Origin of the sequence: Cellulomonas sp. ATA003 (genome assembly GCF_031582905.1) — a bacterium.
GTDB lineage: Bacteria > Actinomycetota > Actinomycetes > Actinomycetales > Cellulomonadaceae > Pengzhenrongella.
In genome coordinates this window covers 1,088,118-1,114,760 of the sequence record NZ_CP133990.1, presented here as the reverse complement: position 1 = coordinate 1,114,760, position 26,643 = coordinate 1,088,118, and the positions used below count along the sequence as shown (strand labels likewise).

Here is a 26,643-nt window from a genome sequence, read left to right as displayed (position 1 = left end):
TGATGGGGTTCGCCCTGCGCCGGGTGTCAGCGGCCCAGGCCGGCCTTGTCGACCTTGCGGTGGAAGCGCATGCCGGCGAGACCGCCGAGGACCGCGCCGGCGAGGCTGGCGGCGGCGATGACGAGGAGCGCGATGATGCCGCCGGTCGTCACGTCACCCTCGGAGACCGGGATGCGGGGGAAGCTGTTGAGCTGCCCCAGGACGTTGAACTGATCCCCGGCGACCGCGGCGAGGACGGCGACGGCGAGGGCGATGACGACGGCCCACAGCCAGACGGCCACGCCCTGCTTAGCTCCGTTGAAGCGCGCCATGCGCCCGGCGACGTAGCCGCCGCAGTAGTACGCGACGAACAGCACGACGAGCAGCACGATCCCGCCGACGAGGCCGACCGTGCCCGGGTCCGACGCCGCCTGGTCAGCCGCCTCGGCGACGTCGGTGTTGCTGGCGACGCCGACGGCCGTCCCGGCGGCGGCCGCCAGCGCGGTGAGCAGGACGGCGGTACCGGTGGCGGTCAGCCAGCCGAAGAAGGCCGAGCCGAACTTGATGCCGCCGTACTGCTCCTTCTCGCGCGCGACGACGCTCTCACGGTCGCGACCGAAGCTCTTGGGCGAGACGGCGCCGCTGGGTGTCCCGGCCGACTCGGGGGTGCTGGACCCGTGGGGAGTGCTCATGGTGGTGGCGCCTCTCGTGAAGTGCCGCGGTGCGCGGCGTGTCCGGTGACGGCGACGGCCGGTCCCTGGGAGTGCCCCAGGGACCGGCCGTCGGCGGGTCGTGCGTGCCGGAGCGCCACCCGACCGGGCGACGTCAGCGGCTGGGGGAGTCAGCGGCCGGTGGTGCCGCGACGGGTGTCGCTGTCGCCGCCCAGCTCGATCTCTTCCTTGCGGACGTTCTCCGTGACGGTCTGCTGCTCGGTGACCACGTCGGTGTCAAGGCGCACGCGCTCGACCGGGACGGTCTCCTTGGCGACCACGGGGCGCTCCTCGGTGAGGACCACCTCGTGCTCCTCCTCGCTGATGGCCGGACCGTCAAGCGCGTCACCGATGTTGGCGTCGGTGATGGGCTCGCGCTCGAGGCGGACCTCCTCGTGGCTGACCGGGACCGTGGCGGTCTGCTGCTCGGTCACGACGTACTTGCGCAGGCGGGCGCGACCGGTCTGCACACGCTCGGTGCCCACGTGCAACTGCTCCTCGGAGCGTGTCATCGCCGAGTCGGTGGTCGGGCCGGAGGTGTCGTGGCCGACCGTGCCGTGCTCGTTGACGTCCGTGCCGCCGGTCGTCGAGGCCAGGCCGGTGGTCGTGGTGTCGACACCCGCGGTCGTGGTGGAGTCGTAGCCCGACGTGTAGTCCAGGCCGTAGTAGCGGTAGAGCTCCGCCTCCTCGGTCTCGGACAGGTGGCCGTCGGAGTCCTCGACCCGCGGCGCGCCCTTGACCTTGGCCTTGTCGTAGGGAACCACGATCTGGTCGCCCTGCACGGTGGCCTGGGTCAGCGGGATGAAGGACTCGGCGGTACCGAACAGTCCGGTGCTGGCCGTGACCCACTCCGGGTTCCCGCTCACGTCGTCCAGGAACACCTGGCCGACCTTGCCGATCTTGTCGCCATCGGTGCCGATGACGGTGCCGCCGGACGTCAGCAGGCTCTGGATCTCGCTGGTGGTGACCATGCTTCCTCCATCGGTGTGTACGGAATGCGTTCATCTGCCCACGCGGGCAGACACGGTCGGGCCTGTGCTGGCGTCGCTTGCGACGCGCTTCCGAGGCCCGACACGAGCACGTTTACAATGTCAACACGGGCGGATGGGCCCGGCAAGCCGAACGATGAAAAGGCTCCTGACCTGCGAAAGCACTGCCCACGTAGGTGATGTCGACGTCGCGAAGGCCCGCCGTCTGCGATCCCGCGGGCGACCAGGCCTAGCGCTCGGCGGGCGGGAGCAGACTGTGGTCAGAGCCGTCCGCATCCGCGCGCGGGGTGGTGCCGGTGACCGGGTCGACGTCGGTGTCACCGGCCGGGGAGAGTCCGTAGTGGGCGTACAGCACCGCCTCCGCTCCGCCGTCGAGCTCATCACCGCCCGGCACACGCGGAGCGTCGGCGACCTGACGCCGGGTGACGTCCAGCAGCAGCCGGCCTCGCGCATACGTGGCGCTGGCCAGGGGCGCGAACCGCACGTCGTCCGCCTGCTGCGCCGGGGCCGACGACGCGACATCCGCCTCGACCGCGACCGTCACCCACTCGGGGCGTCCGGTGTGGTTGTCGGAGTAGATCCCCACGACCGGCCCGATGCGCTGCGAGTCCCGGTCGTACGCCGCCGACCGGGCGACCAGGAACGCCTGGTCCTCGCTGATCGGCATGACGCTCCTGACGACGGCGTGCGGGTCGGCCGCGGCGCGCGTCCGAAAGTGCGATTACAGCGTAAAGCACTGTCTCCGCCCAACGGCACGCTCGGCGCCCCCGTGGACGATCGGGCGCTGATCGCAGCACCTAGATGTTCTGGCTCAGGACGTTGGTGACGCCTGCGTGCAGGCGTGAGGCCGGTGGTTGGTTGCCGGCGGCAGTGTGAGCGCGATGGTAGTTGTAGTGCACGTTCCACATCGTGATGGCCGCGGCGCGCTCGTCCTCGCAGGTCCAGACGCGGGCGTAGAGGAGCTCCTCGGCCAGGGTCCGGTTGTACCGCTCGACCTTGCCGTTGTGGCGCGGGGTGTGGGGGCGGATGCGCTGGTGGCGGGACGCGACGGCGGTCACGGTGCGGGCGAACGCGGTGGCCTTGTAGTTAGCGCCGTTGTCGGTGACGACGCGGACCAGGCGCACGATGCCGTGAGCGGCGAAGAACGCCCGGGCCCGGTGGAAGAACCCGATGGTGGTGACGGCCTTCTCGTCCGCGAGGTGTTCGGTGTACGCCAGCCGGGAGTACCCGTCGATCGCCGAGTGCAGGTACACGTACCCCGCACGGGCCCCGGTTGTCTTGGCGCGCCGGGCGGCCTTGTCCTGGGCTGAGCCGCGGCCGTGGGCGCGCCATCCGCCCCCGTCGGGGATGCGGCCGACCTTCTTCACGTCCAAGTGCACCATGTGCCCGGGGTACCGGGCCGTGATCGCCGTGGTGGTGCGGTTGGTCTGCCCGTCGGGGTCGATGTCGCGGCGGCGGTTGATCCCCAACCGGACCAGCCACCGTGACACGGTCGCCAGGGACACCGTGTGTCCGGTGCGGATCAGCTCGAGGTGGATCTGCCGGGCGGTCCACTTGTGCGTGCGCCGCCACGTCTCGATTTGCTCGACCACGTCGGCCGGGACCTGGGTCGGGGTGCGGTGCGGGACGCTGGGCCGGTCGACCAGGCCGGCGTCGCCGAGGTCGTCGTACCGGGTCTTCCACTTCGACAGGCACTGGCGCGACACCCCGGCCTCAGCCGCGACGTGCGCGATCGGACGGGACTCGCACCGCAGGACCAGACGGAGCCGGCCGGCAGGGGTCAACGGAGCGTTAGCGTGGGTCATCGAGGGGTAGGTCCTTCAGCTCGCAGGAGGTTGGTCGCACTTCCATCCTGCCGCCGGGACCTACCCCTCCCTCACACCCCCGCCGGCGTCACCAACCTCATGAGCCACAACACCTAGACTGGAGCAGAGAGCAAGGCCCTGCACGACGCCGTCGGACGACGCCAGGATGTCCGCGGCTCGGTCCAGCATCGGGACCGGCGTCGAGAGGAGGACCGTGTCGGGACGACCCGCGCCCCGCAACACCAACGGCCAGTCCGACGTGCGTCCGGACGGTGACGCGTCGAGCGAGCGGGCCACGGCCGGCGCCCCGGGAGCGCGACGGCTGCGACCGGGTCTGAGCCGGGCCGTCGTCCTCGAGGCGGCTATCGACTTCGTCGACCAGTACGGGCTGGCCGAGCTGTCCATGCGTAAGCTCGGAGCCTCGCTCCAGGTCGAGGGCATGGCGCTGTACCGGTACGTCCACAGCCGCGACGAGCTGCTCGACGCGATGGTGGACCGGCTGATGGACCAGCTCTACGCCGACCCTCAGGTGCTCCTCGGCCCCGACGACGACTGGCAGACCTTCCTGCGCAAGGTCGCCGCCGGCGTGCGCCGCCTCGCGCTGGACCACCCGCAGATCTTCCCCCTCATCGCGACCCGTCATCGCGCAGCCCCGTGGTTGCGCCCCCGCTGCGCAGCCTGCGCTGGATCGAGGGCTTTCTCGCCGCGCTGCTGTCCCGCGGTTTCAGCGAGGACGCCGCGGTCTACGCCTATCGGGCGTTCGGGAGCTTCCTCATCGGGCACCTGCTCCTCGAGGCCTCGGCGGAGGGCGCGGACCCGGCCACCGCCATCGACGCCCGCGGCGACGCCGACCGAAAGAGCGGGGAGCGGTCCGCGTTGGACCTCAGCGCCTACCCCACACTCACGCGGCTGGCCGACCGGCTCGCGGTGGAAGACATGCGCGAGGAGTTCGAGCACTCACTCGGAAACCTGCTCGAGCGCCTCGAGGAAGCCCGCGACCGCATGGCGTGACGCGATCGGGCGACCTGGGGCATCGGGGCCTCCGGTCATGGTCTCCCCCGGCAGTCCGGTGGCGTGGCCCGCCAGTCCGAGTCGTCAGGCGCCGGAGACGTGCGACTCGCGGGCACGCTCGGGCTCGTCGGTCGCCAGGCGACACGCTGCACGGGGCGGCATCCTGGGTCTGTCCGTTTGCGGTCACCGACCACGCGATCCTCGACCGCGTCCTTGGCGGTGAGCAACAGCACCGGCACGGTCGCGTGCAGCCCGCGGATGCGGCGCAGCACCTCCAGTCCCGTCAGGTCCGGCAGCATCACGTCGAGCACGACGACGTCGGGTGCCGTCGCCTTGGCCGAGCGGATGGCGGCCTGACCTGACAGCGCCGCGTCCGCCACCCACCCCTCGTCGCGCAGGACGGTGGACGGCAGCTCCCCCAGCGCCGGCTCGTCGTCGGCGACCAGGGCCCTGACCGAGGAGCCGTCGGCTCGTGTCAGGGGTGAGGTCCCGGCAGGCCTCGCGTTCATGCCTTCACTGTGCCGCCGTCGATCGCGAAAGCGCGTGAGGAGCGTCTGTGCGAACCCTGTGCGTCGTCCGAGGTCCCGACCGAGGCCCGTGATCGGGCGGGAGAGCGACAGGCCCACCCCGGCGTCACCGGGGCGGGCCTGTCGCGTGGACGAACCCGGAGAGCGTGAGAAAGAGCGGTCAGGCGGCGTCGTCCGCCGTGCCGTCGTCGGCGGTCGCGGCGTCGGTCGTGCTGTCCCGTCCCGTGACGTCACCGGACCGACGTTCGCCGCGCGGGCCCCGCCCGTGCCCGCCGCCTCGCAGTTCCTCCTCGATCGCGGCGGCGATGCGCTCGGGCAGCGCCGCGATGCGATCGTCCGCCTCCTCCTGCGTGAGGCGGCCCTCGGTGACCGCCGTGGTCAGGCGCTCGGTCTGGTCAGCCACCAGGGCGTCGACGAGCGCGGACGTCTCCACGCCCTGCGCGTGCGCCACATCGGTGAGCGTGGTGCCGTCGACCTCGAGCGCTGTCCGCAGCTCGTCCTCGGTCATCCCGAGCGCTTCCGCAGCCACCGAGAGGTCCACCCCTCCCCCACCGTGGCCGGGACCGTGACCGCCCGGCCCGCGCAGGGCGTCGGACTCGTCGAGGGTCGTGGCCACGGAGTCGGCCTGCTCCTGGGTCAGCGTCCCGTCGGTGACGAGGCCTGCCAGAGCCTCGGTGATCGCCTGGACGCGGTCGCTCACGGTCGTGGCACCGTCGTCGGCCGTGACCGCCGAGGCGACGGGTGCCACGACGACGGCGAGCCCCGTGACGCCCAGGATGCCGGCCACACCAGCGGCAGCCACCTTGCGAGTGATGTTCATGAGGGATCCTCCTGCGATGTCCCCGGGCCGTTCCCGGGGTGTGGCCGCCACCGTGGCCGAGCGACCTGAGCGGAACCTATGCGGACCATGTCTGGCGACCATGGGCCGCAGTCGTGTGGCTTCCTCGCCCTGACGGGGTGACGCGCCAGACGCCGAGCGCTCGACCTGCTCGGCCAGCTCGCACCCGAGCGCGCCGGCGTGGCGCTGCTCGGAGCCGGGCCCGTCGCGGCGACCGCGCCCGACCACAGCGTGGCGCTTCTCGCGGTCGCGCTCGTCCTCCTCGGCCTCGGCTAGGACCTCGGCCTCCTCGCCGGCACCACGCATGTCGCGGGGGCGGTTGCGATGGGGCGCGACCGGCGCGGTCACTCTGCTCCCCGTCGCCGTCCTCGCCGGAGCGGTCCGCAGGCCACGTTCGTCGTCGTCCGGAGCTGATGCGGAATGGCGCGCACGGCGGCGCCCAGGTGGTCCCGACCGAGGTCATGGATGAGCCACACGCAGGCCACAGGGATCGCACAGCGTCCGGCCCCACGTTATGAGCCATGACGACGAACACGCACACCATGAACAACTCGGGCCGCGGGCGCCGGCTGCTGCTGAGGACGACCAGCCTGGTCCTGGCCGGCGGACTCCTGCTGAGCGGCTGCGCCGCGGACACCACCGCGTCCTCGACCTCGAGCACGAGCCAGTCCAGCGCGGCGGCCTCCGAGACCACCGCTGCGGGGACGACCTCCGGGACGACGGTCGCCTCGGCAGCGCAGGAGGTGACGTCCTCGACCGCGAGCACGACCGCCGAGACCATCGCCGACACCACGGCGGCGGTCGAGGCCTTCCTGGCAACGCTCTCCGACGAGCAGGTCGACGCCGTCCTCTACGACTACGACGACGAGACGAAGTCGACGTCGTGGTCGAACTTCCCCGTGACCTTCGTCGAGCGGGCCGGTCTGAACGTCGCCGACCTCACCGAGGATCAGCAGGTCGCGGCGATGCAGGTGCTCGAGTCGCTGCTCAGCGACGCCGGGTACGAGACCGTCGCCAACATCATCGGTGGTGACCAGTACCTGCTGGACAACAGCGGCAGCACCGAGGACTCCCTGGGGCAGTACTACATCGCCTTCTTCGGCGACGCCGCCACGGGCGTGTACGAGGTCCAGTTCGGCGGCCACCACCTCGGCATCAACGCCAGCCTCGATGCGGGCGCCGACACGATCACCTTCGCTCCCACCCACCTGGGCACCCAACCCGAGGTCTACACGACCGCCGACGGCGCCGAGGTCGAGACCCTCGGCAGCATCTACACGACCGCCTTCGCGTTCTACGACAGCCTGACCGACGAGCAGAAGGCCGCTCTGTACCAGGGCGAGGTCGTGCAGGCCATGGTCTGCGCGCCCGGCGGCACCTGCACCTACCCCACCGGCACCGGCCTGGCCGGCTCCGAGCTGACCGACGAGCAGAGGCAGCTGCTGCTCGACGTCGTCGCGAACTGGGTCGGTCTGGCCGACGAGGAGACCACCGCCGACGCCCTGGCCGAGATCGAGGCCACGCTGGACGACACGTACATCAGCTGGTCCGGCGCCACGGTCTACGACATGACGCAGGGCGACGGGATCTACTTCCAGATCTCCGGCCTCGACGTGTACATCGAGTTCGCCTCGCAGCAGGGCTCGGCCGGTGCCGACGTCGACGGCGTCGTCACCTCCGGCTGGGGACACGTCCACACCATCTACCGCGACCCGAGCAACGACTACGCCGGCAGCGTCGAGCAGCAGGAGGCCACCGGCGGCATGGGCGGCGGCGCACCGACCGGAGGCGGCGCCCCCGGAGACGGCGGCACGCCGCCCACCGGCGGCCCCGGTGCACCCACCGACGGCTGAGCCCGGCCTGCGACAGCAGGTCCGACAACCGGTCCGTGTGCCGGAGATGCAGTGGCCTTGGCTCGATGACCGAGCCGGGGCCACAGCCCGTCACTGCCTGTCGGTGCGATGACTCGTCGACTCAGCCCTGCGGTCAGTCCCCGCTGGTCCCGGTCCGGGTGAGCGCAGCCCGCAACCATCCCGGAACGTAGACCGACACCTGCACCCGGGTACCTGCTGGGACGGAGTTCGAGTGGTTCGTCTCGCACACGGCGCGACGGACGCTGCTCGACGAGCAGGGGCTGACGGCGCGGTCGATCGCCGACCAGCTCGGCCATGCCGGGTCTCGATGACTCGGGACGTCCACATGGGCCGCCGACTGCCCCGCGCGTGACGTCGCCCGAGCCTCGGCTCGCTGCTCGACGGCGAAGCCCCGTGACGCATGTGGCTCTGGATGTGGCTCGAGACGGTATCCAGTTGGCCAGATACGCCGCAGGCCAGCGACTGGTGTGAGTCGCTGGCCTGTGGTGTTGGTGCGCCATCAGGGACTCGAACCCCGAACCCGCTGATTTGGTCCTGAGGGGCGCTCCGGCCCGCTCCGCAGCGCCTGACCTGCATGCGGGCTCTGATTAGGCATCGACGGTCATGGCGGTTCCGCGCGCCACGTGGACCCGCACGTGGACCCAGAAGGACGTCGGTGTGCGGCGGGAGAGCCCGCGCGGGTGATGTGGGGGTAGGTTCAGGGCCCCTCGCGACACGGAGGCGCTCGGCACCGGACGCTAGTCGTAGTGTTGGTACGGTCGGTCCATGGATCACGTCTCGCTCACTGAGGTCTTCGTCGTCGGGCGTCTGCCTCACGTGACGTACAACCCTCGCGAAGATCTCGGGCTCGAACGACAGCTTCGGGAGTACCTCGGCGATCGCGGCACGATCCTCTCTGTGTCGGGACCAACCAAGACCGGCAAAACGACACTGCTTCGGTCGGTCGCGAGGGATGCGGTTTGGCTCTCGGGCGGAGTGATCGAGTCGACCAACGACCTTTGGAGCCAGGTCGCAGAGAAGCTCGGGCTATGGACGGAGGTTGGTTCAACGGTCGCCAACTCGGAAGGGGAGTCCCGCACCAAGGAAGGCGGGCTTTCGGCGGGGCTGGCGTCCGGTCGCTACGGAGCGACCTCAACGACTGAGTCCGGTCGAGAAGACGCGCTCGGTCGCACGACGAGTCCGTTGGTTGCGGCGCGATCGGCGCTCAGCGGCAGCCTTCACATCATCGTCATCGACGACTTCCACTACGTCGACCCCGCTGTGCAACTGGGTATCGTGCGTGGACTGAAGGACCTTGTGTTCGACGGCCTGGGCGTAGTCTTCGCTTCAGTGCCTCACCGGGCGTACGACGCTGTTCGAGTCGAGAAAGAGATGACTGGTCGCGTCACTCATCTAAACATCGAGCCGTGGGAGGAGGCCGACCTGGTGGAGATTGCCCGCCGCGGCTTCACCGCGCTGAATGTTGAGGACGCGGGTGGCGAGCTCGCGCAGCGTCTCGCAAGGGAGAGCTTCGCTAGTCCGCACCTGATGCAGGATTTCTGCAGGCGGTTGTGCCGACTGAATCGGATCGAGGAAACGCAGGTTAGCCCGACGGCTCTCACACCTCCGGACGACTGGTCGGCTTTTTCCGTGCTACTGCCGTCGACACCGCGAAGACTGCGTTCGACCTACTGGCTCAAGGTCCACGGGCCCGAACGGACCGCATCAGACGTACGCTCCAGGACGGTCGTGAAGTTGACATCTACGGCGCAGTGCTGGCGGCCATCGCTCACACAGGCCCGGCGCTCACCATCGGGTATGAGCAACTGCGGGCCGCAATACGTGCCGTCCTGAAGAGCGACCCCTCAGCGGCACGAGATCACTCGAGTGCTCGACCAGATGACTCAGATTGCGAAGACCAAGGTCGAGGGCGAACCGGTGCTCGACTACGACGAGGACCTGTCTACCCTGCACATCTCCGACCCGTACTTCGCGTTCTACCTGCGGTGGGGACAGGGGCAAGGCGACCAGACGGCTCCACCGAAAGCGCCGATCGGTACTCGTTGACCATCTGCGTGCATCGGCAGGAGAGCCGCCGACCCGATAGCGGAGCACTGAGCTCGCCGGAGGTCTGGGTCAAGGGTGGGCGGAGCCCATCACGAAGTGACGCCGTAGGCGCCCTTGACGCGGACCGTAGGCGGGCGGATGCCCCTGCGATCGGGTCGGCGGCTCGGAGGTGCGGAACCGGAAGACTCGGACCTTGCGGGCTGCTTGTGCCGCCGGCCGAGGACGGCGCGCCAGCGCCGCCCGCAGGCCGTGCGCCGGCGAAGCCGGCGCCTTGATCCTTTAGAGGCGAATGCGGCAACGGGGAGTAGAACGGCTCATCACGATCCAGGGTGTAGTCGGGACCTGAAGCCGCCGGTCTCGAGCAGGCTCCTGGCGATGTAGTTGGTGAGGTTGCGGAAGCCGAGGGCGGAGCCGCGGAGGTGTTCGAGCCGGCCGTTGATCGCCTCCGTCGGTCCGTTGCTGGTACCGGGCCGGTCGAAGTACGCCAGGACGTCGCCGGCCCGCTTGGTCAGGGTCCTGCCGAGGGTGACGAGCTCGGTCAGAGCGGCCGGGACGCCGCGGCTGAGGGACGCGATCAGCGCTGTCATGAGCTGGCGTCCACGAGCCCGGTCCGGATCGCGGTAGGCGGCGATCATCCGCTGGTAGACGCTCCAGGTCACCTCAACCTGCACGTGCTCGTCGACGCCGAACAGCGCGGTCAACCGCTGCCGCTGCCGGTCGGTGAGCAGGTCAGCGCCGGTGTGCAGGGTCCGCCGCGCGCGGTAGAGCGGGTCGGTCTTGCGGCCGCGGTGGCCGTGCAGATCCTGCTGGACGCGTCGACGGCAGCGGTCGAGCGCGTCGCCCGCAAGGCGTACGACGTGGAAGGGGTCCATGACCGCCACGGCGTCGGGCAGCTCCTCGGTGGCGGCGGTCTTGAAGCCGGTGAAGCCGTCCATCGCGACGACCTCGATCCCGTCCCGCCAGCCCGTGGGGCGAGCGGTCAGCCACTGCTTGAACGCCTGCTTGGATCGGCCTTCGACCATGTCGAGCAGCCGGGCCGGGCCGGTACCGGCGCGGATCGCGGTCAGGTCGATGATGACGGTCACGCACTTGTCGCCGCGGCGGGTATGTCGCCACACGTGCTCATCGACGCCAACGACCTGCACCCCGTCGAAGCGGCGGGGATCGTCGATCAAGACCCGCTGTCCCTCGGCGAGGACCGCGTCGTTGGCGGTGTTCCACGACACCGCCAGAGCCTCGGCGATCCGTGCGACGGTCAGGTGTCCGACCACCAGTCCTTCCAGGGCCCAGCGCAGCGCCCGCCGGGACAGCTTCGCCCGAGCCGCGGCCGCGCGGCTGGTGTCCTGCCGCCACACGTGCCCGCACCCGGTACACCGGTACCGGCGCACCGTGACCAGCAGCATCGTGGGTCGCCAACCCAGCGGCTCGTGCGCCAACCGCCGGACCACCGTGTCCCGGGCGGTGCCCTCGCAGCCGCAGCGCCGACACCACTGGTCCGGGTCGACGACCCGGCACGACAGCACCGCACGATCCGGTTCGAGGCGTTGCCCGGTGACTTCCAGGCCAAGCTCGTCCAGCCGGCAGAACGTGGTCAGGTCCGGGGCAGCGAAGGTAGCGTCGGGCACGTCGAGGTCTTCCGGATGAGCGGCGTAGGAACCTTCATCCTCGGGAGACCTCGACCCCTACCCGGGCACCGACGCGCTGGCCCCGCTACACCGTCATCTGCGAAGAGCCAGTAGAACGCAGGCCTCCATATCGGGCACAGTCCCGCACCGATACACGGAGCGACCATCACGGTTCTACACGTCCGCGTCGGGAGCTACAGTCTGGCCGTTAGCGCGATGTATGAACTGCTGAAGGGCCAGCAACTGTGTACGGAGGTCGAACGTATTCAGGTGGTCCGGCTGTAGCAGCGGCGCCGCTGCGTGGGCTATGCCGACTTTGTCGTACGCGGCACCGCCTGCTCTCTTCGGTAGCGGATTCTGCCACTGGTCGAACGATTCGAGAGTCGCGGTTGAATGAACTGTCTGCACTGCCGCCTTCAGAACGTCGATTGGGATATAGTTTTCGACGGTATAGCACTTGGTGATCCATGCAAGCCCCGGCGCGGGTTGATCGTTAAGAAACTCGTCTCTAATACGCGCTTTCGTTGCGCTGATTTTCTTTCGGCTTCCGGTTTTGTCGGAGTCGATTAGGACGGCGCTCGCTCGATTCAGATGCCTCAGACTGATGAAGTCTTCGAGTGCTTGCTGGTCGACAGTTAGGTGCGACAAGAGCTTTCCACCATAGAACATCACCGAGTAGTCGATACCCTCCTTCAAGTTAGGATCGACCAGTTCGAGCCACCGACGAACGTAGATTCGATCCGATGGTCCTTCCACCCAGATGACACAATTGGCCTGCAACAAGTCGGACGGACGATAGCCTAGATCGTTGCAAATCTGGACCAGCTCGTGGGGACGGCGAGCGAGAGTTGCCACACTGCCCTTTACGGTCAACCTGATGTGGTACGCGTTTGCTCGCGCGTCGTCGAGTAGGTGAGAGGAATGCGTCGCGATCACGTATTGGTTATCCGTCTCGTCAGTCAAGTACCGGACAAGCTTCTTCTGGAGCAGGGGATGAAGGTTGGTTTCCGGCTCCTCTAGGCACACGAGCGATCTAGAAGTGACCGTGGCCGCCGCTGCCAAGACAATGACTTGTTCTACGCCGCTACCGAGGCTCGCGAGCGGTAGGACGCGTTGTGGCGTCTCGACCTGTATGGTGGAGTAATCGAACGGGACATTGAGAGACGCATTGGGGTCTCCGAGGACGGCTCGCACGAATTCGTTGATTGCCCGCCATCGAGGCGCCGACTCTTCCCAACTACTGTGCGGCGGATTCTGAATAGCGGCCAGCGCGCGTATGATGCCGCGACCTGAAAGCCAGTCTGGTTCTAAGTCGTCTGTTGCCTGCACTCGCCGCGAGCTAGAAATCGTAACTACTGTGGGCGGATCGGCAAATCCGCCCACAGAAGTTAGGAGGCGGGACATGACGTTCTGGGCGTCGATTGTTCCCCCGCCCATTGCGTTAAGCACGCTTCGGTAATGAGCCCGCCAGTCGGGCCACGCGCTGATTGCCTCCTCAACGCGCGACGCTGCCACCGCGAACTGGTTATCGATCAGTTGGAATCGGGACCAGAAGTAGCCATCATCGTCAACAAGTAGCGACATCGCCGCTTCACGATAGCCATCGAGGTTCTCGGGGTGAATTCGCCCATGGCGCTTCCTCGGGTCCCGCGGTTCAGCGAAACTGCCCAATTTCACGGGTACACCAACTTGCAGGGGCGATGGCTCCGCGAAACCGCGTGGTCGATCGAGGTCTCCCATCGCCGGCTCTCCGCGAAATTGCGGCACACCGGCCCTGCCTGCTCTGCCGGCGCTGCCAAGGTTGGGCACTACATTCTGAAGGAATCTTAAGACGTTAGACTTTCCGCTGTTGTTGATTCCTGCCAGTACGGTTACCTTCGTTGGGAACTGGAAGTGTTGCCACGTTGCGAAAGATCGATAACCGGAAAACCCAATTCCCGGAAGCAGTGGCAGATAAGCGTCAGTAGTTGTCATACCGAGCTCCAAGGGCAGGTCGTTGTAAGCATGGTCGCGACGCATCGGCGGTGCCCGATGCTCGAGTGGGGCGCCGGGCAGAAGTAAAGCATTTGGGCGTGAGCCTTGCTAGGAAGTCTCCCGTACTGCGACTGGCGCAGGCTTGAAGCTAGCCACGCGGTTGGGTTTCGACTGAAGCGGGAACAGGCGAGCCGTGCTCCAAATAAGTTGCGGCGCGTTGGCGCGTTGCTTCGACGACACGGCGGGCAAGCCGGTCAGGCATGACGCTTGCCAACTCTTCAACGGGAAAGAATTTGGCGTCAATGACCTCAGTGTGGTCGAGTTCGAATCGGTCAAGGTCTCGCTGATCGACTGTGCGACCGTGAAAGATGAAGAGGATCTTATCTCCCTCGTCGGGATGAGGAGCCCAGTCCGTGACCGACAGGTCTGTGACACCTAACTCGATGCCGAGTTCTTCACGAACTTCGCGAATTGCGGCGGCACGGGGACTTTCACCCGTTTCGACGTAACCGCCTGGGATCTCCCAGCCGTCTTTATAACTCGGTTTGACTAGGAGGACCCGTCCATCGTCGTCGCGGAAGAGCACACCGGCGGCTACGCGAGGGCTAGCGAACTTCTCGGCCTCTGTCACGGGGTCAGGATAGGTGCACCGCTCGTGTCAATCGGCGAGGATGCCGGCTCGACTGGCCAGGCCGTGGAGTTCGGTGCTGGGCGTCACGCGCCGTCTGCGAAGCCACTCGTGGAGAAGCGAGTGGGTCATGTAGTGCCGCTGTACCTGCTCGGGCGCGCGCCGCTCGGCATCGAGCAGCAGCGCAAGGGCCTCGGGCTGCTTGCGCTGGAAGTGGAGGGCTCTCGCCTGGTATGCGTCCCACGTCTCGGCGACCGCTGCCTTCAGCTCGGGCAGAGGGAGCGGCGCGACGTCGTCGTCCAGGTAGCGCGGGTTGACGAAGCGGTAGCTGAGTAACTGCTTGCGGAGTGCCGGGACGCTGCGCCCGCGGGTGGCTGCGTTCACCTGGACGATGTCGTCGGGTAGCAGTTCGAACGGCGAGATGTCGAGCACCTCTGCCAAGTGGGCGATGTTCGGCAGGACCTGCAAGTTCGCTCGGCCGGACTCGATCTTCTCGATTCAGCTCGTCGTCTTGCCTACCAGGTCAGCGAGCACCGTCTGAGACATGCCTCGCCGACGGCGGTAGTACGCCACCTTCTCCCCCGGCGTCAGTGGCTCGTCGCACCCTTCATCCGTCGAGCATGCCACTCCCCACCGACAGACCCCGGAATCCGATTGCGGGTCGCGCGACCAGGGCGCCATGACGCTTGAGGGACAGCCAGCAGTCCCGCTGGCACAACGGCGACGGAGGCGGCACTGATGAGCGGGTACGCGGTGGACAGCAAGCGTCAGGTGATGCGGGCGACGGGCATCGTTGACGAGGTCAAGGAGTGGGTCGAGCTGGATGGGCGACGCCGCCCCTCGGAGACCCAGGCGCGGGACGAGAACACCGGGATGCCGCTGTGGGCGGTGGAGGTCATCTGCCGCCAGTCGTCCTGGGGGCGGGTGTCGAACACGACCGCAACTGTGACGGTGGGCTCGCTGAGCCGGCCGGTGGTGGAGGAGTTCGGTCGGGTGGAGTTCACCGACCTGTGGGTCGAAACCCGGGTCAACAAGGCCGGCGGCCTGGTGGAGACCTGGACCGCTGACGGCGTGGCGGGCGCCAAGGTCCAGGGCCAGGGCGTGACCGACGGCAAGGCGGCCTGACCATGAGTGTCGCAGCGGTCGCCCTCGTCCTGGCCGCCCTGGTCGTCCTCCTGCTGCGCACCCGGCAGCTGCGGATCGGCTCGTGCGTGGTGTGCGTCCTGCTCGGTCTGGTGCTCGGGGCGACCCCGGCCGGTCCGGCGGTCAATGAGGCGCTGACGGCTGCGGGGACGTGGCTGTGGGAGCAGGTGAGCACGCTGTGAACCGCCTCGGCGGCGACCGGCGCGAGCACGGGCCGATGCGGCTCAACGTCGCGAAGGTTCACGTCCCCCTCACCGCGGTCTTGGCAGCGTGGGCGGGCAGGCGGCTCGCCGCTGGGGTGTGGTGGCTGCTGAGGCACCCGCTCGCCGTCGCCCTGGTCCTGGTTGGGCTGGTGGCGGTCCGGGTGACCGCGACCCGGGGACCTCTGCTCATCCTCTCGGTCGCCGCCGTGGCGGTCGTGCTGCTCGCGAGCTGGCGCAGCATGCACGCGGAGTCATTCGCAAGGCTCGTGACCTGGCGCGTGCGGGGGCTGTGGCGCTCCGCCGCGGTGTACCGGTGGGTGTGGCAACCGGCCATGGTCACCGCCGGCCTGTCGATCCGGGTCGACGGAACCGAGTACCTGCCCCGCCTGGTGTCGGTGGCCTCGACAGGGTCAGCTCGGGCACGCGCGGGTGTCGATGACGCAGGACGTCTACATGGGCCGGCGGCTGCCTCGGGCCGACGTAGCGCGAAGTTTGGACACGCTGTTCGACCACAACCCCGGAGAACACGTGGACCCACACGTGGACCCGGCCCCGGACATGCCTCAGGCCAGCGACCCGGTGTGAGTCGCTGGCCTGCGGTGATGGTGCGCCATCAGGGACTCGAACCCCGAACCCGCTGATTAAGAGTCAGCTGCTCTGCCAATTGAGCTAATGGCGCGCGGTGAAGAACCTAGCACCAGCCTGCCGGGATCGGCGAACCGGTCGGGCCCGACGTGGCGGACGTCACGCCGTCGGCTCGCCCGGGTCCGCGGGACCGCCGGCCGCAGCCGCGTCGTCGGCCGGGGCGCCGCCGTCGGACGCGTTCGACGCCTCGGGCTCCCACCACGCGTCGTCGGGCACGCCCTCGGTGCGCAGGATCTCCTCGGACGCGGGGCCGTCGGCCGCGGCGAGGTCGAGCAGGAGGGCGAGCGGCACGTGCTCGGCGAGCAGGTCCATGGCGCCCTCGGCACCCGGGCCGTCGCCCTCCGTCGTGCGGTCGTCCTGCGGCACGTCACTCACCCCGTTCTCGGTCGGCGCTCATCGGACCACCCTCACGGTCGGCTGGCAAGGCGCCACACCCGCCCGGGCGCGCGCCGGCGCCGACGCTGCTCCGTCAGGGGGATGGGCGGCCTACAGGTACAGCCCGGTCCCGCTGCCGCCGCCGTCGGACTGCGCGACGCCGGCGACGTCCTTCTCCCGCAGCAGCACGTACACGGTCCCGCCGAGCTCGACCTCGGCGCGGTCCTCCGGGTCGAACAGCACCCGGTCCCCGACGGTCACCTGCCGCACACCCTGCCCGGCCGCGGCGACCTGCGCCCACGCGAGCTTGCGGCCCACCGCGGCGGTCGCCGGGATCACGATGCCCGACGACGACCTCCGCTCGGCGGACTCGGCGTCGAGCCGCACGAGCAGCCGGTCGCCCAGCATCCGGATGGAGGCCGCCCCCTGGGCGCCGTCCGCGGTCCTCGACTCCGTGCTCACGACGCCGACGCTACCCGCGTCCGCGCGCCCCCGGCGCGTCACTACGCTGGCGCCATGACGACCCGCCTCGCCCCCGGCGACACCGCCCCGGACTTCACCCTGCCCACCGCCGACGGGGGTCAGCTCACGCTGTCCTCGCTGCGCGGGCAGAGCGTCATCGTCTACTTCTACCCCGCGGCGATGACGCCGGGGTGCTCGACGCAGGCGTGCGACTTCCGCGACTCGCTCCAGACGCTGCAGGGGCAGGGGTACGCCGTCGTCGGTGTCTCGCCCGACCCGCCCGAGCGGCTGGCCGAGTTCGCCGAGCACGACGGCCTGACCTTCCCCCTCGTGTCCGACGTCGACAAGCAGGTCCTCACCGCGTGGGGCGCGTTCGGCGAGAAGAAGCTCTACGGCAAGACGGTCACCGGGGTGATCCGCTCCACGGTCGTCGTCGACCCCGAGGGCCAGGTGCTGCTGGCGCAGTACAACGTCAAGGCCACCGGGCACGTCGCGAAGCTGCGCCGCGACCTCGGCATCGACTGACCGGCCCGCCTCGCCCCCGGCCGCGACCGGCGGTGTGCGAGGCTTTCCCCGCGGGAGTGGTGTAACGGTAGCCACGCCAGGTTTAGGTCCTGGTGCCTTCGGGCGTGCGGGTTCGAATCCCGTCTCCCGCACCCAGCGGTCGCAGTGCCCCGCGCGGTGCCCGGTGCCGCCTCAGGGCAGCCGACCGACGTGCGCCATCGCCTGGCGCAGCAGCAGCCCCTGGCCGCCGTTCATCTCCACCTGCACCTGCTCGCTCGCGGCCTCCTCCGGCGTGAGCCACGCGAGGTCGAGCGCGTCCTGCTGCGGGCGGCAGTCCCCCGACACCGGCACGACGTACGCGAGCGACACCGCGTGCTGGCGGGGATCGTGGTACGGCGTCACGCCCGGCGTGGGGAAGAACTCCGCGACGGTGAACGGCTGCGGCGACGACGGGATGTGCGGCAGCGCGACCGGACCGAGGTCCTTCTCGATGTGCCGCAGCAGCGCGTCGCGGATCCGCTCGTGGTGCATGACGCGCCCCGACACCAGCGCACGGGACATGACGCCCTCCGGGGTGACCCGCAGCAGGAGCCCGACGGCGACGACGTCGCCCGAGTCGTCGACCCGCACCGGCACCGCGTCCACGTAGAGGATCGGCACCACCGCACGGATCCGCGCGATCTCGTCCTGGGGCAGCCAGCCCGCGGGACGGTGCGGCTCGTGGTCGGGGTCGGGCAGCTCGAAGGTGTCGGTCACCGACCTTTTCTACCCCCGGATCCGCCCGCCGGCCGAACTCGACGCGCAGCCGGGCGGAATACTCCCGGCGCCTGCGTTGCTGTGCCGACCGGACGGAACAGACGAACGAGAGGGCGGAACCATGGCGACGACCGAGTTGACCGGCACCACGATCGAGCAGACCATCAAGGACAACGACATCGTCCTGGTCGACTTCTGGGCCGAGTGGTGCGGCCCGTGCAAGCGTTTCGGGCCCGTCTTCGAGGCCTCGTCCGAGACCCACACCGACGTCGTGCACGCCAAGGTCGACACCGAGGCCGAGCAGGCGCTCGCCGGCGAGCTGGGCATCACGTCGATCCCCACGCTCATGGCGTTCCGCGAGGGCATCCTCGTCTTCAACCAGGCCGGCGCGCTCCCCGCGCCTGCGCTCGAGCAGGTCCTGACCGCGGTCAAGGCGCTCGACATGGACGACGTGCGCGCGCAGATCGCCTCGCAGCACGCCGAGCACGAGGGTTCGCACCAGCACTGAGCCCCACGCACGACGAACGGGTGTCACTCCTCGCGGGGTGGCACCCGTTCTGCGTCCGGCGCCGCCGGTGCGTCGGGTCAGCCCAGCGCCAGCTCGGGCCAGTCGGCGAGGTCGGCGCGCATGCGCCGGTCGTGCGTGGCGACGACGACGGCGGCCGACGTCGCCCGCAGCGCCGCGGTGAGCTCGTCGACCAGGGCGATCGACAGGTGGTTGGTCGGCTCGTCGAGCAGCAGGACGTGCGGCGCCGCGAGCAGCGCGCACGCGAGGTCGAACCGGCGCCGCTGGCCGACCGAGAGCTCGGTCACCGGGCGCTCCAGGTCCTCCTCGGACAGCAGCCCGAGCGCCGCGACCGGGACGAGCTGCTCGGGGTCGAGCGCGCCGATCGCGAGCAGGTCCAGGGCCCGGCGGGCGTACGCGGCGAAGCCGGTGGGCGAACCGTCGCCCGGTGCGGCGCCACCGGCGCCACCGGTGGCCGTGTCCGGACCGGCGCCGGGGGCGACGGCCGGGTCGGTGACGTCCGGCAGGGGCTCACCGCGCGGGCCCACCGACGCGTGGCCCTCCTGCGCGAGCGTCCCGATCCGCACCCCGGGCGCCACGGTCCGCACGCCGCGCTCGAGCCGGACCGCCCCGGCGAGCGCCGCGAGCAGGGTCGACTTGCCGGACCCGTTCGGCCCGGTCACCAGCAGCCGACCGCACGGCGGCAGCCCGACGCGCACCCCGGGCAGGTCCAGGCGCCCGGGCACGAGCGGCGCCCGGACCTCGAGCAGCGGCCCGCCGGAGGGTGTGCCGTCGTTCTGGCTGGGCAGCGCGGGCAGGTCCGGGAAGGCGAGTGACCGCGGCGGCGCCGGGATCTCGACGGCCTCGGCCTCGAGGCGCTGCACCAGGCGGTCGGCCGCCTTGACGTGGATGCGGGCGCCGGTCTGCCGGCGGTGCTTGTTGCTGCCCTTGGGCGGGCGCCACTCGTCCGAGAGTCCCTCGTACGACTCGTCCAGCCGCCGCAGCAGCTGCGCCTTCCGCTTGGTCTCCGCGGCGTACCGCTGCCGCCAGCGCCGCAGCGCCGCGTCCTTGGCGAACCGGTAGGCCGCGTAGGTCGTCGCGCCGTACACCGCCGGACGCCCGTCGATGGTCGGGTCGAGGTCGATCATCCCGGTCATGACGTCGTCGAGCAGCCGGCGGTCGTGCGTGACGAGGACGACGACGCCGGGCCAGGCCGCGAGCTGGGCGGTGAGGTAGGTGACGCCCGACTCGTCGAGGTGGTTCGTCGGCTCGTCGAGCAGCAGCACGTCGGCGCGCTGGGCGACCCGGCACGCGAGCCGGACCCGGTACCGCTCCCCCACGCTCATCTCGGCCAGCACCCGGGACCGGTCCCGCGGCGCGCCGAAGCGGGTGAGCGCCTCGTCCATCCGCCGGTCGGCGTCCCAGCCGGCCAGGTGGTCGAGCCGCGCGAGCGCCCGGGTGAGCGCCGCGAGGTCGCCGGACTCGTGGTCGAAGGTGTCCAGCGTGCGGCGCAGCTCGGCCTCGGCGGCCCGGACGGCACCGAGCGCCTCGTTGACGAGCGTGCCGACGGTCGCCCCGGGGGCGCGGTGAGCTCCTGCGCGACGACGGCGAGCGACCCCGCCCGGCGCACCTCTCCGCTCAGCGGCGGCAGCGTCCCGGCGAGCACTCCGAGCAGCGTGGACTTGCCCGCGCCGTTCTCGCCGACCACGCCGAGGCGCGCCCCGGCGCCGACGGTGAGCGTCAGCCCGGTGAGCACGGGCCGCCCCGGGTACCCGAAGGACACGTCGCGCGCGGCGACGTGCACGACGCCCGGGGCGACCGGCGTCCCGACTTCGACGACCGGCGCCGTCGCCCCGCTCACGAGCGTCTCCCGCCGGACGTGCGGGCTAGCGTCGTCCCCATGACTGCCCGCGCCCGGTCCGCCGCCCCGCTCACCGCTCCGCTCGCCGTCCTGCTCGCCGCCGTGCTCGACGCCGCCTGCGTCGTCGCCTTCGCCGCGGCCGGGCGGTCGTCGCACGCGGAGGGCGGCGGCGTCGTGGGGGTCCTCGGGACGGCGTGGCCGTTCCTCGTGGCCGGCGCCGCGGGGTGGGTCGTCGCACGGGCGTGGCGGCGGCCGACGGCGGTCTGGCCGACCGGCGTCGTGGTGTGGGCGGTGACGTGGGCCGGCGGGCTCGCGCTGCGCGGGCTCGCCGGAGGCGGGCTCGCGCCGGCGTTCGTCGCGGTGGCCGGCGGCGTCCTCGCGCTCGGGCTGGTGGGCTGGCGCACGGTGGCCATGGTCGTCAGCGGCCCGGCCCGTCGGCGGACGGGCGAGCCAGCACCTCGGCGATGACCGGCGCGAGCGCGCGGAACGCCTGGCCGCGGTGCGAGATGGCGTTCTTCTCCGCCGGGGACAGCTCGGCGCAGGTGCGCGGCTGCGCGCCGGCGGGCTGGTCGGCGGGCACGAGGATCGGGTCGTAGCCGAAGCCGCCGGTGCCGCGCGGCTCGGCCGCGAGCGTCCCCGCAGGGACCCGAGCTCGACGTGCTCGGCCCCGTCCGGGGTGACGAGGGCGGCCGCGCACACGAACTGCGCGCCGCGGTGCTCGGGGGCGATGTCGGCGAGCTGCGCGAGCAGCAGCGCGAGGTTCGCCGCGTCGTCGCCGTGCCGCCCGGCCCAGCGCGCCGAGAAGATGCCCGGCGCCCCGCCCAGGACGTCCACGGCGAGCCCGGAGTCGTCGGCGACGGCCGGCAGGCCGGTGAACGCCGCGAGCGCACGCGCCTTGATCAGCGCGTTCTCGGCGAACGTGACGCCGTCCTCGACGGGCTCGGGTGCGCCGACGTCGCGCGCGCCGACCACGGCCGCGGGGTCGAGGTCGGGGACGGCGGGCGCGAGGATCGCCCGCAGCTCACCGAGCTTGTGCGCGTTGTGGGTCGCGAGCACGAGCCGGGGGCGCCTGCGGACCCGGCCTCCGGGGTCGGCACGCCGGTCACGGGTGCGTCGTGGCGCCGCTCGCGAGCGCCTGCTCCTGGAACCGCGTCAGCTCGCTCGTCCCGGCGAGCGCGAGGTCGAGCAGCGCGTCCAGCTCGCGCCGGTCGAACGGCGCCTGCTCCGCGGTGCCCTGCACCTCGACGAACTGCCCCTTGCCGGTCACGACGACGTTCATGTCGGTGTGCGCGCGCACGTCCTCGACGTACGGCAGGTCGAGCACCGGGACGCCGTCGACGATCCCGACGCTCACGGCCGCGACCGAGTCGAGCAGGACGGGCTTGCTCCCGGTGATGGCGCCCTGGCGCTGCCCCCACGCGACGGCGTCGGCCAGGGCGACCCAGGCGCCGGTGATCGCGGCGGTGCGGGTGCCGCCGTCGGCCTGCAGGACGTCGCAGTCGAGCACGAGCGTGTTCTCGCCCAGCGCGGAGACGTCGACGACGGCGCGCAGCGAGCGGCCGATGAGCCGCGAGATCTCGTGCGTGCGGCCCCCGATGCGGCCCTTGACCGACTCGCGATCCGAGCGGGTCGACGTGGCGCGCGGGAGCATCGCGTACTCCGCGGTCACCCAGCCCTGGCCCGAGCCCTTGCGCCAGCGCGGGACGCCCTGAGTGAACGACGCGACGCACAGCACCTTCGTGCCGCCGAACTCGACCAGGACGCTGCCCTCCCCGGTGTCGAGCCAGTCGCGCGTGATCGTCACCGGGCGCAGCTCGTCGGGGCGGCGACCGTCGGCGCGCGAGAAGGGGGTGGAGGGGGTCGTCATGCCGTCGAGCCTATCCGGCGGGACCGACAGGCCGCCGCCGGTGGGTGCCCGGTCAGAGCCGGTACACGGCCCCCGGCTCGGCGACCGTGAGGGCGCCGTCGTACACCGCGCGGGCCTCCGCGACCGACGCCACCGGGTCGTTCCACGCGACGAGGTGGGTGAGCACGAGGCGACGCGCGTCACCGGCCACGGCCGCGGCGGCCGCCCGGCGGCCGGTGAGGTGGACGCCGCGCAGGTCGTCGTCGCGCCCCTCGAGGAACGCCGCCTCGGACAGCAGGAGGTCGGCGTCGGATGCGAGCGCGGTCAGCCCCGCGCACTCGTCGGTGTCACCGGTGTACGCGAGCGTCACGCGGCGCGTCGGGTCGTCCTCCGCGGGTCCGGTGACCCGGACGCCGAACGACGGCACCGGGTGCTCGACGGCGATCGGCTCGAGCCGGAGCGGCCCGACGTCGACCGCGGTGCCCTCGACCCAGTCCTGCACGTCCAGGCACCCGCTGAGCCCGGTCGCCGGGTCGGACCCGGCCATCTGGGCGAGCCGCTCGGCGGCGCCGGGCGGGGCGTGCACGGGGATCGCGGGCAGTCGTCCGGCCGGCCGGTAGCGCAGGTACACGCCGAGGACGACGAGGTCCGCGCAGTGGTCGGCGTGCATGTGCGAGACGGCGAACGCGTCGACGTCGGCCGGGTCGCAGTGCCGCTGGAGCGCGCCGAGCGCGCCGCTGCCGAGGTCGAGCACGACCCGCCAGGTGCGCCCGGCGGCGTCGTCGGCCTCGACGAGGTAGCTCGACGCCGCGGACGCCGCGCTCGGGTAGGAGCCGGCGCAGCCGACGACCGTGAGCCTCATGCCGCGCTCACCGCAGCACCCCGGTGGTCTCGACGGCGCCCACCTCGGGCCCGAGGAACCGGCGGGCCAGGTGCTGGAACGACGCGGAGTCGCCGGTCGCGAGGAACCGGTGCTGCGGCGGGCCGGCGGCGTCCGACCGCTCGAGCCCGTGCGCGACGAGGGTGCGGTAGACGTCCTTGGCGGTCTCCTCCGCGCTGGAGACGAGCGTGACGTCCTCCCCCATGACGTAGGAGATGACGCCGGTCAGCAGCGGGTAGTGGGTGCAGCCGAGCACGAGCGTGTCGACGCCCGCGGCCCGGACCGGGTCCAGGTACTCGTGGGCGACGGCGAGCACCTCGGGGCCGGACGTCACCCCGGCCTCGACGAACTCCACGAACCGCGGGCACGGCTGCCCGACGAGGTGCAGGCGCGGCGCGACGGCGAACGCGTCCTCGTAGGCGCGCGACGCGATGGTCGCCTTCGTGCCGATGACGCCGATGCGTCCGCTCCGGCTGGCCGCCACGGCGCGCCGTGCGGCCGGCAAGATCACCTCGACGACCGGCAGCCCCCGACGCACGGTGTACCGCTCGCGAGCGTCGCGCAGCACCGCCGCCGACGCGCTGTTGCAGGCGATGACGAGCATCTTCACGCCGGCGTCGACGAGGTCGTCCATGACCTCGAGCGCGTGCGCGCGGACCGCGGCGAGCGGCTTGGGCCCGTACGGGGAGTTGAGGGTGTCACCGATGTAGAGCAGCGACTCGTGCGGCAGCTGGTCGAGGATGGATCGCGCGACCGTGAGCCCTCCCACGCCCGAGTCGAAGATGCCGATGGGAGCGTCGTTCACGCGGCGAGCCTAGTCGCCGGGGCGGTCGAGGTCGGCCAGCAGGACCGCCATGAGCGTCTCCTGGAGCCACGACAGCGCCGCGTAGACGGCCCCGAGGTGGGCCCTGGCCTCGGCGGCGACGATCTCGCGGGCCGGGCGGTCGTCGTCCGGCACCCAGCCGGCCTCCTCGGCGGCGGCCTGCTCCTCGAGCGAGGTGTAGAGCGCGTCGGCGTCCTCCTCGGACTCCAGCCCGAGCCGGTCGGCGAGCACGAGCCGCAGGTCCGTCAGCGCGGCCGCGACGGCCGGGGCGTCCTCGCGACGCACGGGCAGGTCGACGTCGTCGTCCACCCCGACACCGGGGACCGGCTCGGCGTCGCGGGTGAGCGCGAGCCACAGGTCACGCAGGCGGGCCACCTTGGTCGCCCGCAGGTCGGCCTCGGTGAGGCGGCGGAACTCCGCGGCGACGGCGTCGTCGTCGCGCGAGGCGTCCGGCAGCAGGCGGCGGACCGCGGGGTCGTCCGGGGCGGGCAGGTCCGTCGCGCTCATCCGCAGCCCCGCCGACGACGACGTCGCGGCGTCCCGGGGCGGCGTCGGCCCCCGCCGGGGAGGCGGCGTCGTCGGAGGAGGGGGCGGTGCCGCCGGGGGCGGGCGGTGCGAAGCGCTCGGCGCCGAGGAGCTCGGCGACGTCCGCCACCACCCCGGCGAAGACCTGCCGCTCGACCGGGCCGAGGCCGGCGACGTAGAACGGGCCGACGGCGCGGAAGCCGCGCATCACTGGCCGCCCTGCTGGAGCGTCGCCCACAGGCCGAAGCCGTGCATCGCCTGCACGTCGACCTCCATCTGCTCGCGGTTGCCGGTCGAGACGACGGCGCGGCCGTCCTCGTGCACCTGGCGCATGAGCCGCTCGGCCTTCTCCGCGGCGTAGCCGAAGTAGGACTGGAACACGTAGCTGACGTAGGTCATGAGGTTCACGGGGTCGTTCCAGACGATGGTGACCCACGCGTCGGCGACCTCCGCGCCCTCCTCGACCCGGACGTCGGCCTCGGGAAGGGTCTGGGTGGGCACCGTCCCACTGTAGGTGTTCGCTGGTGACGGCCCGCCGGGGCCGTGCGTCCGGGGCGAGCGCCGCCGCGGGGTGCTGCTCGGGGCGACGCGCCGCGGGACCCTGCCCAGGGCGACGACCTCCGGGTGGTGTTCGGGGCGACGAGCCCCCGCGCCCGCCCCTACGGTGAGCGCATGAGTGCACCGGAGCCTTCGGCCCCGGGCGGCATCGGCGCCGCCCCGGCCGTGACCCCCTCCCCCAGCCCACGCACCGGCGGCGCGTGCGAGCACCGCGCTGCTCACCGACCGGTACGAGCTGACGATGCTGCAGGCGGCGCTCGCCGACGGCACCGCGCACCGTCACTCGGTGTTCGAGGTGTTCGCGCGGCGGCTGCCGGCGGGCCGCCGGTACGGCGTGCTGGCCGGCACGGGGCGCGTCCTGGAGGCGCTGGCCGACTTCCGCTTCGGCGCGGCAGAGCTCGAGTGGCTCGCCGCCGAGCGCGTCGTCGACGACGCCACGATCGACTACCTCGCCCACTACCGCTTCACCGGCGACATCTCGGGGTACGCGGAGGGCGAGATCTTCTTCCCGCACTCCCCGTCATGGTCGTCGAGGGCACGTTCGCCGAGTGCGTCCTGCTCGAGACGCTCATCCTGTCGGTGCTCAACTTCGACTCCGCCGTCGCGTCCGCCGCCTCGCGCATGACCAGCGCGGCGGTCGACCGTCCGGTGCTGGAGATGGGCTCTCGCCGCGCGCACGAGCACGCCGCGGTGGCCGCGGCCCGCGCCGCCGTCGTCGCCGGGTTCTCCGCGACGTCGAACCTCGAGGCCGGACGCCGCTGGGGACTGCCCACGATCGGCACGGCCGCCCACGCCTTCATGCTCCTGCACGACGACGAGGCGTCGGCCTTCGCGAGCCAGGTCGCCTCCCTGGGCAAGGACACCACCCTGCTCGTCGACACCTACGACGTGCGCGCCGGTGTCGAGGCCGCGGTCGCCGCCGCCGGACCGGAGCTCGGGGCGGTCCGGCTGGACTCCGGGGACCTGCCGTACCTCGTCCAGGACGTGCGCCGGCAGCTGGACTCGCTCGGCGCGACCAGCACGAAGATCGTGGTCTCCTCCGACCTCGACGAGTACGCCATCGCGGCGCTCGCCGCGGCGCCCGTCGACGCCTACGGCGTCGGCACGTCCGTGGTCACCGGGTCCGGTGCGCCGACGTGCGGCATGGTCTACAAGCTCGTGGCCCGCGCCCGCGTCGACGGCGTGCTGGAGCCGGTCGCGAAGGCGTCGGCGTCCAAGACGAGCGTCGGGGGCCGCAAGACCGCGGCCCGGCGGCTCGACGACGAGGGACGCGCGGAGGCGGAGGTCCTCATCACCGGGCCGGACAACGCCGTCGCGACGTGGTCGCCCGACGAGCAGGCGCTGCGGCCGCTCCACGTCCCGCTCGTCGTCGGGGGTGCGGTGGACACGCGCTGGTGCGGGGCGCACGGGGTGCACACCGCGCAGGAGCGGCACCGCGACTCCCGGGCGGAGCTGCCGCGGGGGCGCGCCGGCTCTCGGCAGACGAGGCCGCGGTGCCGACGGTCACGGTGACGCTGGAGGACTGAGCTGGCCCGCGAGCCCGGGTGGGAC

Annotated in this window: 27 protein-coding genes, 2 tRNA genes and 3 pseudogenes; 11 read left to right on the top strand and 21 right to left on the bottom strand. The window is 71.3% G+C overall.

The features are described 5' to 3' along the window. Positions 1-26: 26 nt before the first annotated feature. The 4 genes from REH70_RS05590 to REH70_RS05575 form a co-directional block, all read right to left on the bottom strand. Positions 27-671, bottom strand: a complete 645-nt coding sequence (locus tag REH70_RS05590; RefSeq protein ID WP_310753052.1) for a hypothetical protein — start codon at positions 669-671, stop codon at positions 27-29. Positions 672-820: 149 nt separating this feature from the next. Next, positions 821-1,660, bottom strand: coding sequence for a PRC and DUF2382 domain-containing protein (locus tag REH70_RS05585; RefSeq protein ID WP_310753050.1), 840 nt, complete (start codon positions 1,658-1,660; stop codon positions 821-823). A 247-nt stretch (positions 1,661-1,907) separates the two neighbouring features. After that, positions 1,908-2,345, bottom strand: a complete 438-nt coding sequence (locus REH70_RS05580) for a hypothetical protein (RefSeq protein ID WP_310753048.1) — start codon at positions 2,343-2,345, stop codon at positions 1,908-1,910. Between the two features lie 130 nt (positions 2,346-2,475). Then, a complete protein-coding gene (locus REH70_RS05575; RefSeq protein WP_310753046.1) occupies positions 2,476-3,483 on the bottom strand; it encodes an IS481 family transposase in 1,008 nt (335 codons plus the stop codon). Between the two features lie 654 nt (positions 3,484-4,137). On the opposite strand from REH70_RS05575, the gene REH70_RS05570 reads away from it, so the two are divergent. Next, complete coding sequence (locus REH70_RS05570; RefSeq protein WP_310753044.1) at positions 4,138-4,494, top strand: TetR/AcrR family transcriptional regulator C-terminal domain-containing protein; 357 nt, start codon at positions 4,138-4,140, stop codon at positions 4,492-4,494. Between the two features lie 35 nt (positions 4,495-4,529). Here the strand turns inward: REH70_RS05570 and REH70_RS05565 are convergent, their stop codons facing one another. Together REH70_RS05565 and REH70_RS05560 are read right to left on the bottom strand one after the other, a co-directional pair. After that, the gene (locus REH70_RS05565; RefSeq protein WP_310753042.1) at positions 4,530-5,003 is read right to left on the bottom strand and encodes a response regulator; all 474 of its coding nucleotides are present in this window, start codon (positions 5,001-5,003) and stop codon (positions 4,530-4,532) included. 178 nt (positions 5,004-5,181) lie between these two features. Then, positions 5,182-6,207, bottom strand: coding sequence for a hypothetical protein (locus tag REH70_RS05560; RefSeq protein ID WP_310753040.1), 1,026 nt, complete (start codon positions 6,205-6,207; stop codon positions 5,182-5,184). 173 nt (positions 6,208-6,380) lie between these two features. Here REH70_RS05560 and REH70_RS05555 point away from each other — a divergent pair, with 173 nt between their 5' ends. From REH70_RS05555 to REH70_RS05545, 3 genes are all read left to right on the top strand, one after another. Next, the gene (locus tag REH70_RS05555; protein WP_310753038.1) at positions 6,381-7,712 is read left to right on the top strand and encodes a DUF3500 domain-containing protein; all 1,332 of its coding nucleotides are present in this window, start codon (positions 6,381-6,383) and stop codon (positions 7,710-7,712) included. A gap of 786 nt (positions 7,713-8,498) precedes the next feature. Continuing rightward, the gene (locus tag REH70_RS05550) at positions 8,499-9,566 is read left to right on the top strand and encodes a hypothetical protein (protein WP_310753036.1); all 1,068 of its coding nucleotides are present in this window, start codon (positions 8,499-8,501) and stop codon (positions 9,564-9,566) included. A 45-nt stretch (positions 9,567-9,611) separates the two neighbouring features. After that, positions 9,612-9,779, top strand: a complete 168-nt coding sequence (locus tag REH70_RS05545) for a hypothetical protein (RefSeq protein ID WP_310753034.1) — start codon at positions 9,612-9,614, stop codon at positions 9,777-9,779. Between the two features lie 317 nt (positions 9,780-10,096). Here REH70_RS05545 and REH70_RS05540 read toward each other — a convergent pair whose 3' ends face one another. The 4 genes from REH70_RS05540 to REH70_RS05525 form a co-directional block, all read right to left on the bottom strand. After that, entirely contained in the window at positions 10,097-11,404 is a 1,308-nt protein-coding gene (locus REH70_RS05540) for an ISL3 family transposase (protein ID WP_310753032.1), read from the bottom strand. A 174-nt stretch (positions 11,405-11,578) separates the two neighbouring features. Beyond that, positions 11,579-13,213 (bottom strand): AAA family ATPase, encoded by a 1,635-nt coding sequence (locus REH70_RS05535; protein WP_310753030.1) that lies wholly within the window; start codon positions 13,211-13,213, stop codon positions 11,579-11,581. Positions 13,214-13,526: 313 nt separating this feature from the next. Further along, the gene (locus REH70_RS05530) at positions 13,527-14,009 is read right to left on the bottom strand and encodes an NUDIX hydrolase (RefSeq protein ID WP_310753028.1); all 483 of its coding nucleotides are present in this window, start codon (positions 14,007-14,009) and stop codon (positions 13,527-13,529) included. Between the two features lie 27 nt (positions 14,010-14,036). After that, on the bottom strand, positions 14,037-14,474 hold the full coding sequence (locus REH70_RS05525; protein ID WP_310753026.1) for a hypothetical protein: 438 nt from the start codon (positions 14,472-14,474) through the stop codon (positions 14,037-14,039). A gap of 270 nt (positions 14,475-14,744) precedes the next feature. Between REH70_RS05525 and REH70_RS05520 the strand changes: the two genes are divergently transcribed. Further along, positions 14,745-15,131 (top strand): hypothetical protein, encoded by a 387-nt coding sequence (locus tag REH70_RS05520; protein ID WP_310753024.1) that lies wholly within the window; start codon positions 14,745-14,747, stop codon positions 15,129-15,131. 2 nt (positions 15,132-15,133) lie between these two features. Further along, on the top strand, positions 15,134-15,331 hold the full coding sequence (locus REH70_RS05515) for a hypothetical protein (protein WP_310753022.1): 198 nt from the start codon (positions 15,134-15,136) through the stop codon (positions 15,329-15,331). Positions 15,332-15,955: 624 nt separating this feature from the next. Here REH70_RS05515 and REH70_RS05510 read toward each other — a convergent pair. The 3 genes from REH70_RS05510 to REH70_RS05500 all read right to left on the bottom strand — a co-directional run bounded on the left by REH70_RS05510 (position 15,956) and on the right by REH70_RS05500 (position 16,834). Beyond that, positions 15,956-16,031 (bottom strand) — tRNA-Lys (locus REH70_RS05510). A gap of 65 nt (positions 16,032-16,096) precedes the next feature. After that, positions 16,097-16,372, bottom strand: coding sequence for a hypothetical protein (locus REH70_RS05505; protein WP_310753020.1), 276 nt, complete (start codon positions 16,370-16,372; stop codon positions 16,097-16,099). A 111-nt stretch (positions 16,373-16,483) separates the two neighbouring features. Next, positions 16,484-16,834, bottom strand: coding sequence for a GroES family chaperonin (locus tag REH70_RS05500; RefSeq protein WP_396134681.1), 351 nt, complete (start codon positions 16,832-16,834; stop codon positions 16,484-16,486). Between the two features lie 54 nt (positions 16,835-16,888). Between REH70_RS05500 and bcp the strand changes: the two genes are divergently transcribed. Continuing rightward, positions 16,889-17,359, top strand: a complete 471-nt coding sequence (gene bcp, locus REH70_RS05495; protein WP_310753018.1) for a thioredoxin-dependent thiol peroxidase — start codon at positions 16,889-16,891, stop codon at positions 17,357-17,359. Between the two features lie 50 nt (positions 17,360-17,409). After that, a tRNA-Leu gene (locus REH70_RS05490) sits at positions 17,410-17,490 on the top strand. A gap of 40 nt (positions 17,491-17,530) precedes the next feature. Here the strand turns inward: REH70_RS05490 and REH70_RS05485 are convergent. Then, complete coding sequence (locus REH70_RS05485) at positions 17,531-18,094, bottom strand: NUDIX hydrolase family protein (RefSeq protein ID WP_310753016.1); 564 nt, start codon at positions 18,092-18,094, stop codon at positions 17,531-17,533. Positions 18,095-18,215: 121 nt separating this feature from the next. Between REH70_RS05485 and trxA the strand changes: the two genes are divergently transcribed. After that, entirely contained in the window at positions 18,216-18,602 is a 387-nt protein-coding gene (gene trxA, locus REH70_RS05480; protein ID WP_310753014.1) for a thioredoxin, read from the top strand. A gap of 77 nt (positions 18,603-18,679) precedes the next feature. On the opposite strand, the pseudogene REH70_RS05475 reads toward trxA, so the two are convergent. Continuing rightward, positions 18,680-20,403, bottom strand: a pseudogene (locus REH70_RS05475) (ABC-F family ATP-binding cassette domain-containing protein). A gap of 96 nt (positions 20,404-20,499) precedes the next feature. Between REH70_RS05475 and REH70_RS05470 the strand changes: the two are divergent. Then, complete coding sequence (locus REH70_RS05470) at positions 20,500-20,928, top strand: DUF3054 domain-containing protein (protein WP_310753012.1); 429 nt, start codon at positions 20,500-20,502, stop codon at positions 20,926-20,928. Here the strand turns inward: REH70_RS05470 and rdgB are convergent. From rdgB to clpS, 6 genes and pseudogenes are all read right to left on the bottom strand, one after another. Continuing rightward, positions 20,879-21,516: pseudogene (gene rdgB / locus REH70_RS05465) on the bottom strand (RdgB/HAM1 family non-canonical purine NTP pyrophosphatase). The gene REH70_RS05470 and the pseudogene rdgB overlap by 50 nt on opposite strands. A gap of 46 nt (positions 21,517-21,562) precedes the next feature. Next, positions 21,563-22,327: a ribonuclease PH gene (rph, locus tag REH70_RS05460; RefSeq protein WP_310753010.1), complete on the bottom strand. Its 765-nt coding sequence runs from the start codon at positions 22,325-22,327 to the stop codon at positions 21,563-21,565. A 52-nt stretch (positions 22,328-22,379) separates the two neighbouring features. Beyond that, the gene (locus REH70_RS05455; RefSeq protein WP_310753008.1) at positions 22,380-23,168 is read right to left on the bottom strand and encodes an MBL fold metallo-hydrolase; all 789 of its coding nucleotides are present in this window, start codon (positions 23,166-23,168) and stop codon (positions 22,380-22,382) included. A 7-nt stretch (positions 23,169-23,175) separates the two neighbouring features. Next, positions 23,176-23,991, bottom strand: a complete 816-nt coding sequence (gene murI, locus REH70_RS05450; RefSeq protein WP_310753006.1) for a glutamate racemase — start codon at positions 23,989-23,991, stop codon at positions 23,176-23,178. Between the two features lie 9 nt (positions 23,992-24,000). Then, positions 24,001-24,516, bottom strand: coding sequence for a DUF2017 family protein (locus REH70_RS05445; RefSeq protein ID WP_310753004.1), 516 nt, complete (start codon positions 24,514-24,516; stop codon positions 24,001-24,003). A 225-nt stretch (positions 24,517-24,741) separates the two neighbouring features. Continuing rightward, complete coding sequence (gene clpS, locus REH70_RS05440) at positions 24,742-25,035, bottom strand: ATP-dependent Clp protease adapter ClpS (protein ID WP_310753002.1); 294 nt, start codon at positions 25,033-25,035, stop codon at positions 24,742-24,744. A gap of 298 nt (positions 25,036-25,333) precedes the next feature. Here clpS and REH70_RS05435 point away from each other — a divergent pair. Further along, positions 25,334-26,618 (top strand): annotated as a pseudogene (locus REH70_RS05435) (nicotinate phosphoribosyltransferase). The last annotated feature ends 25 nt before the right edge of the window (positions 26,619-26,643 follow it).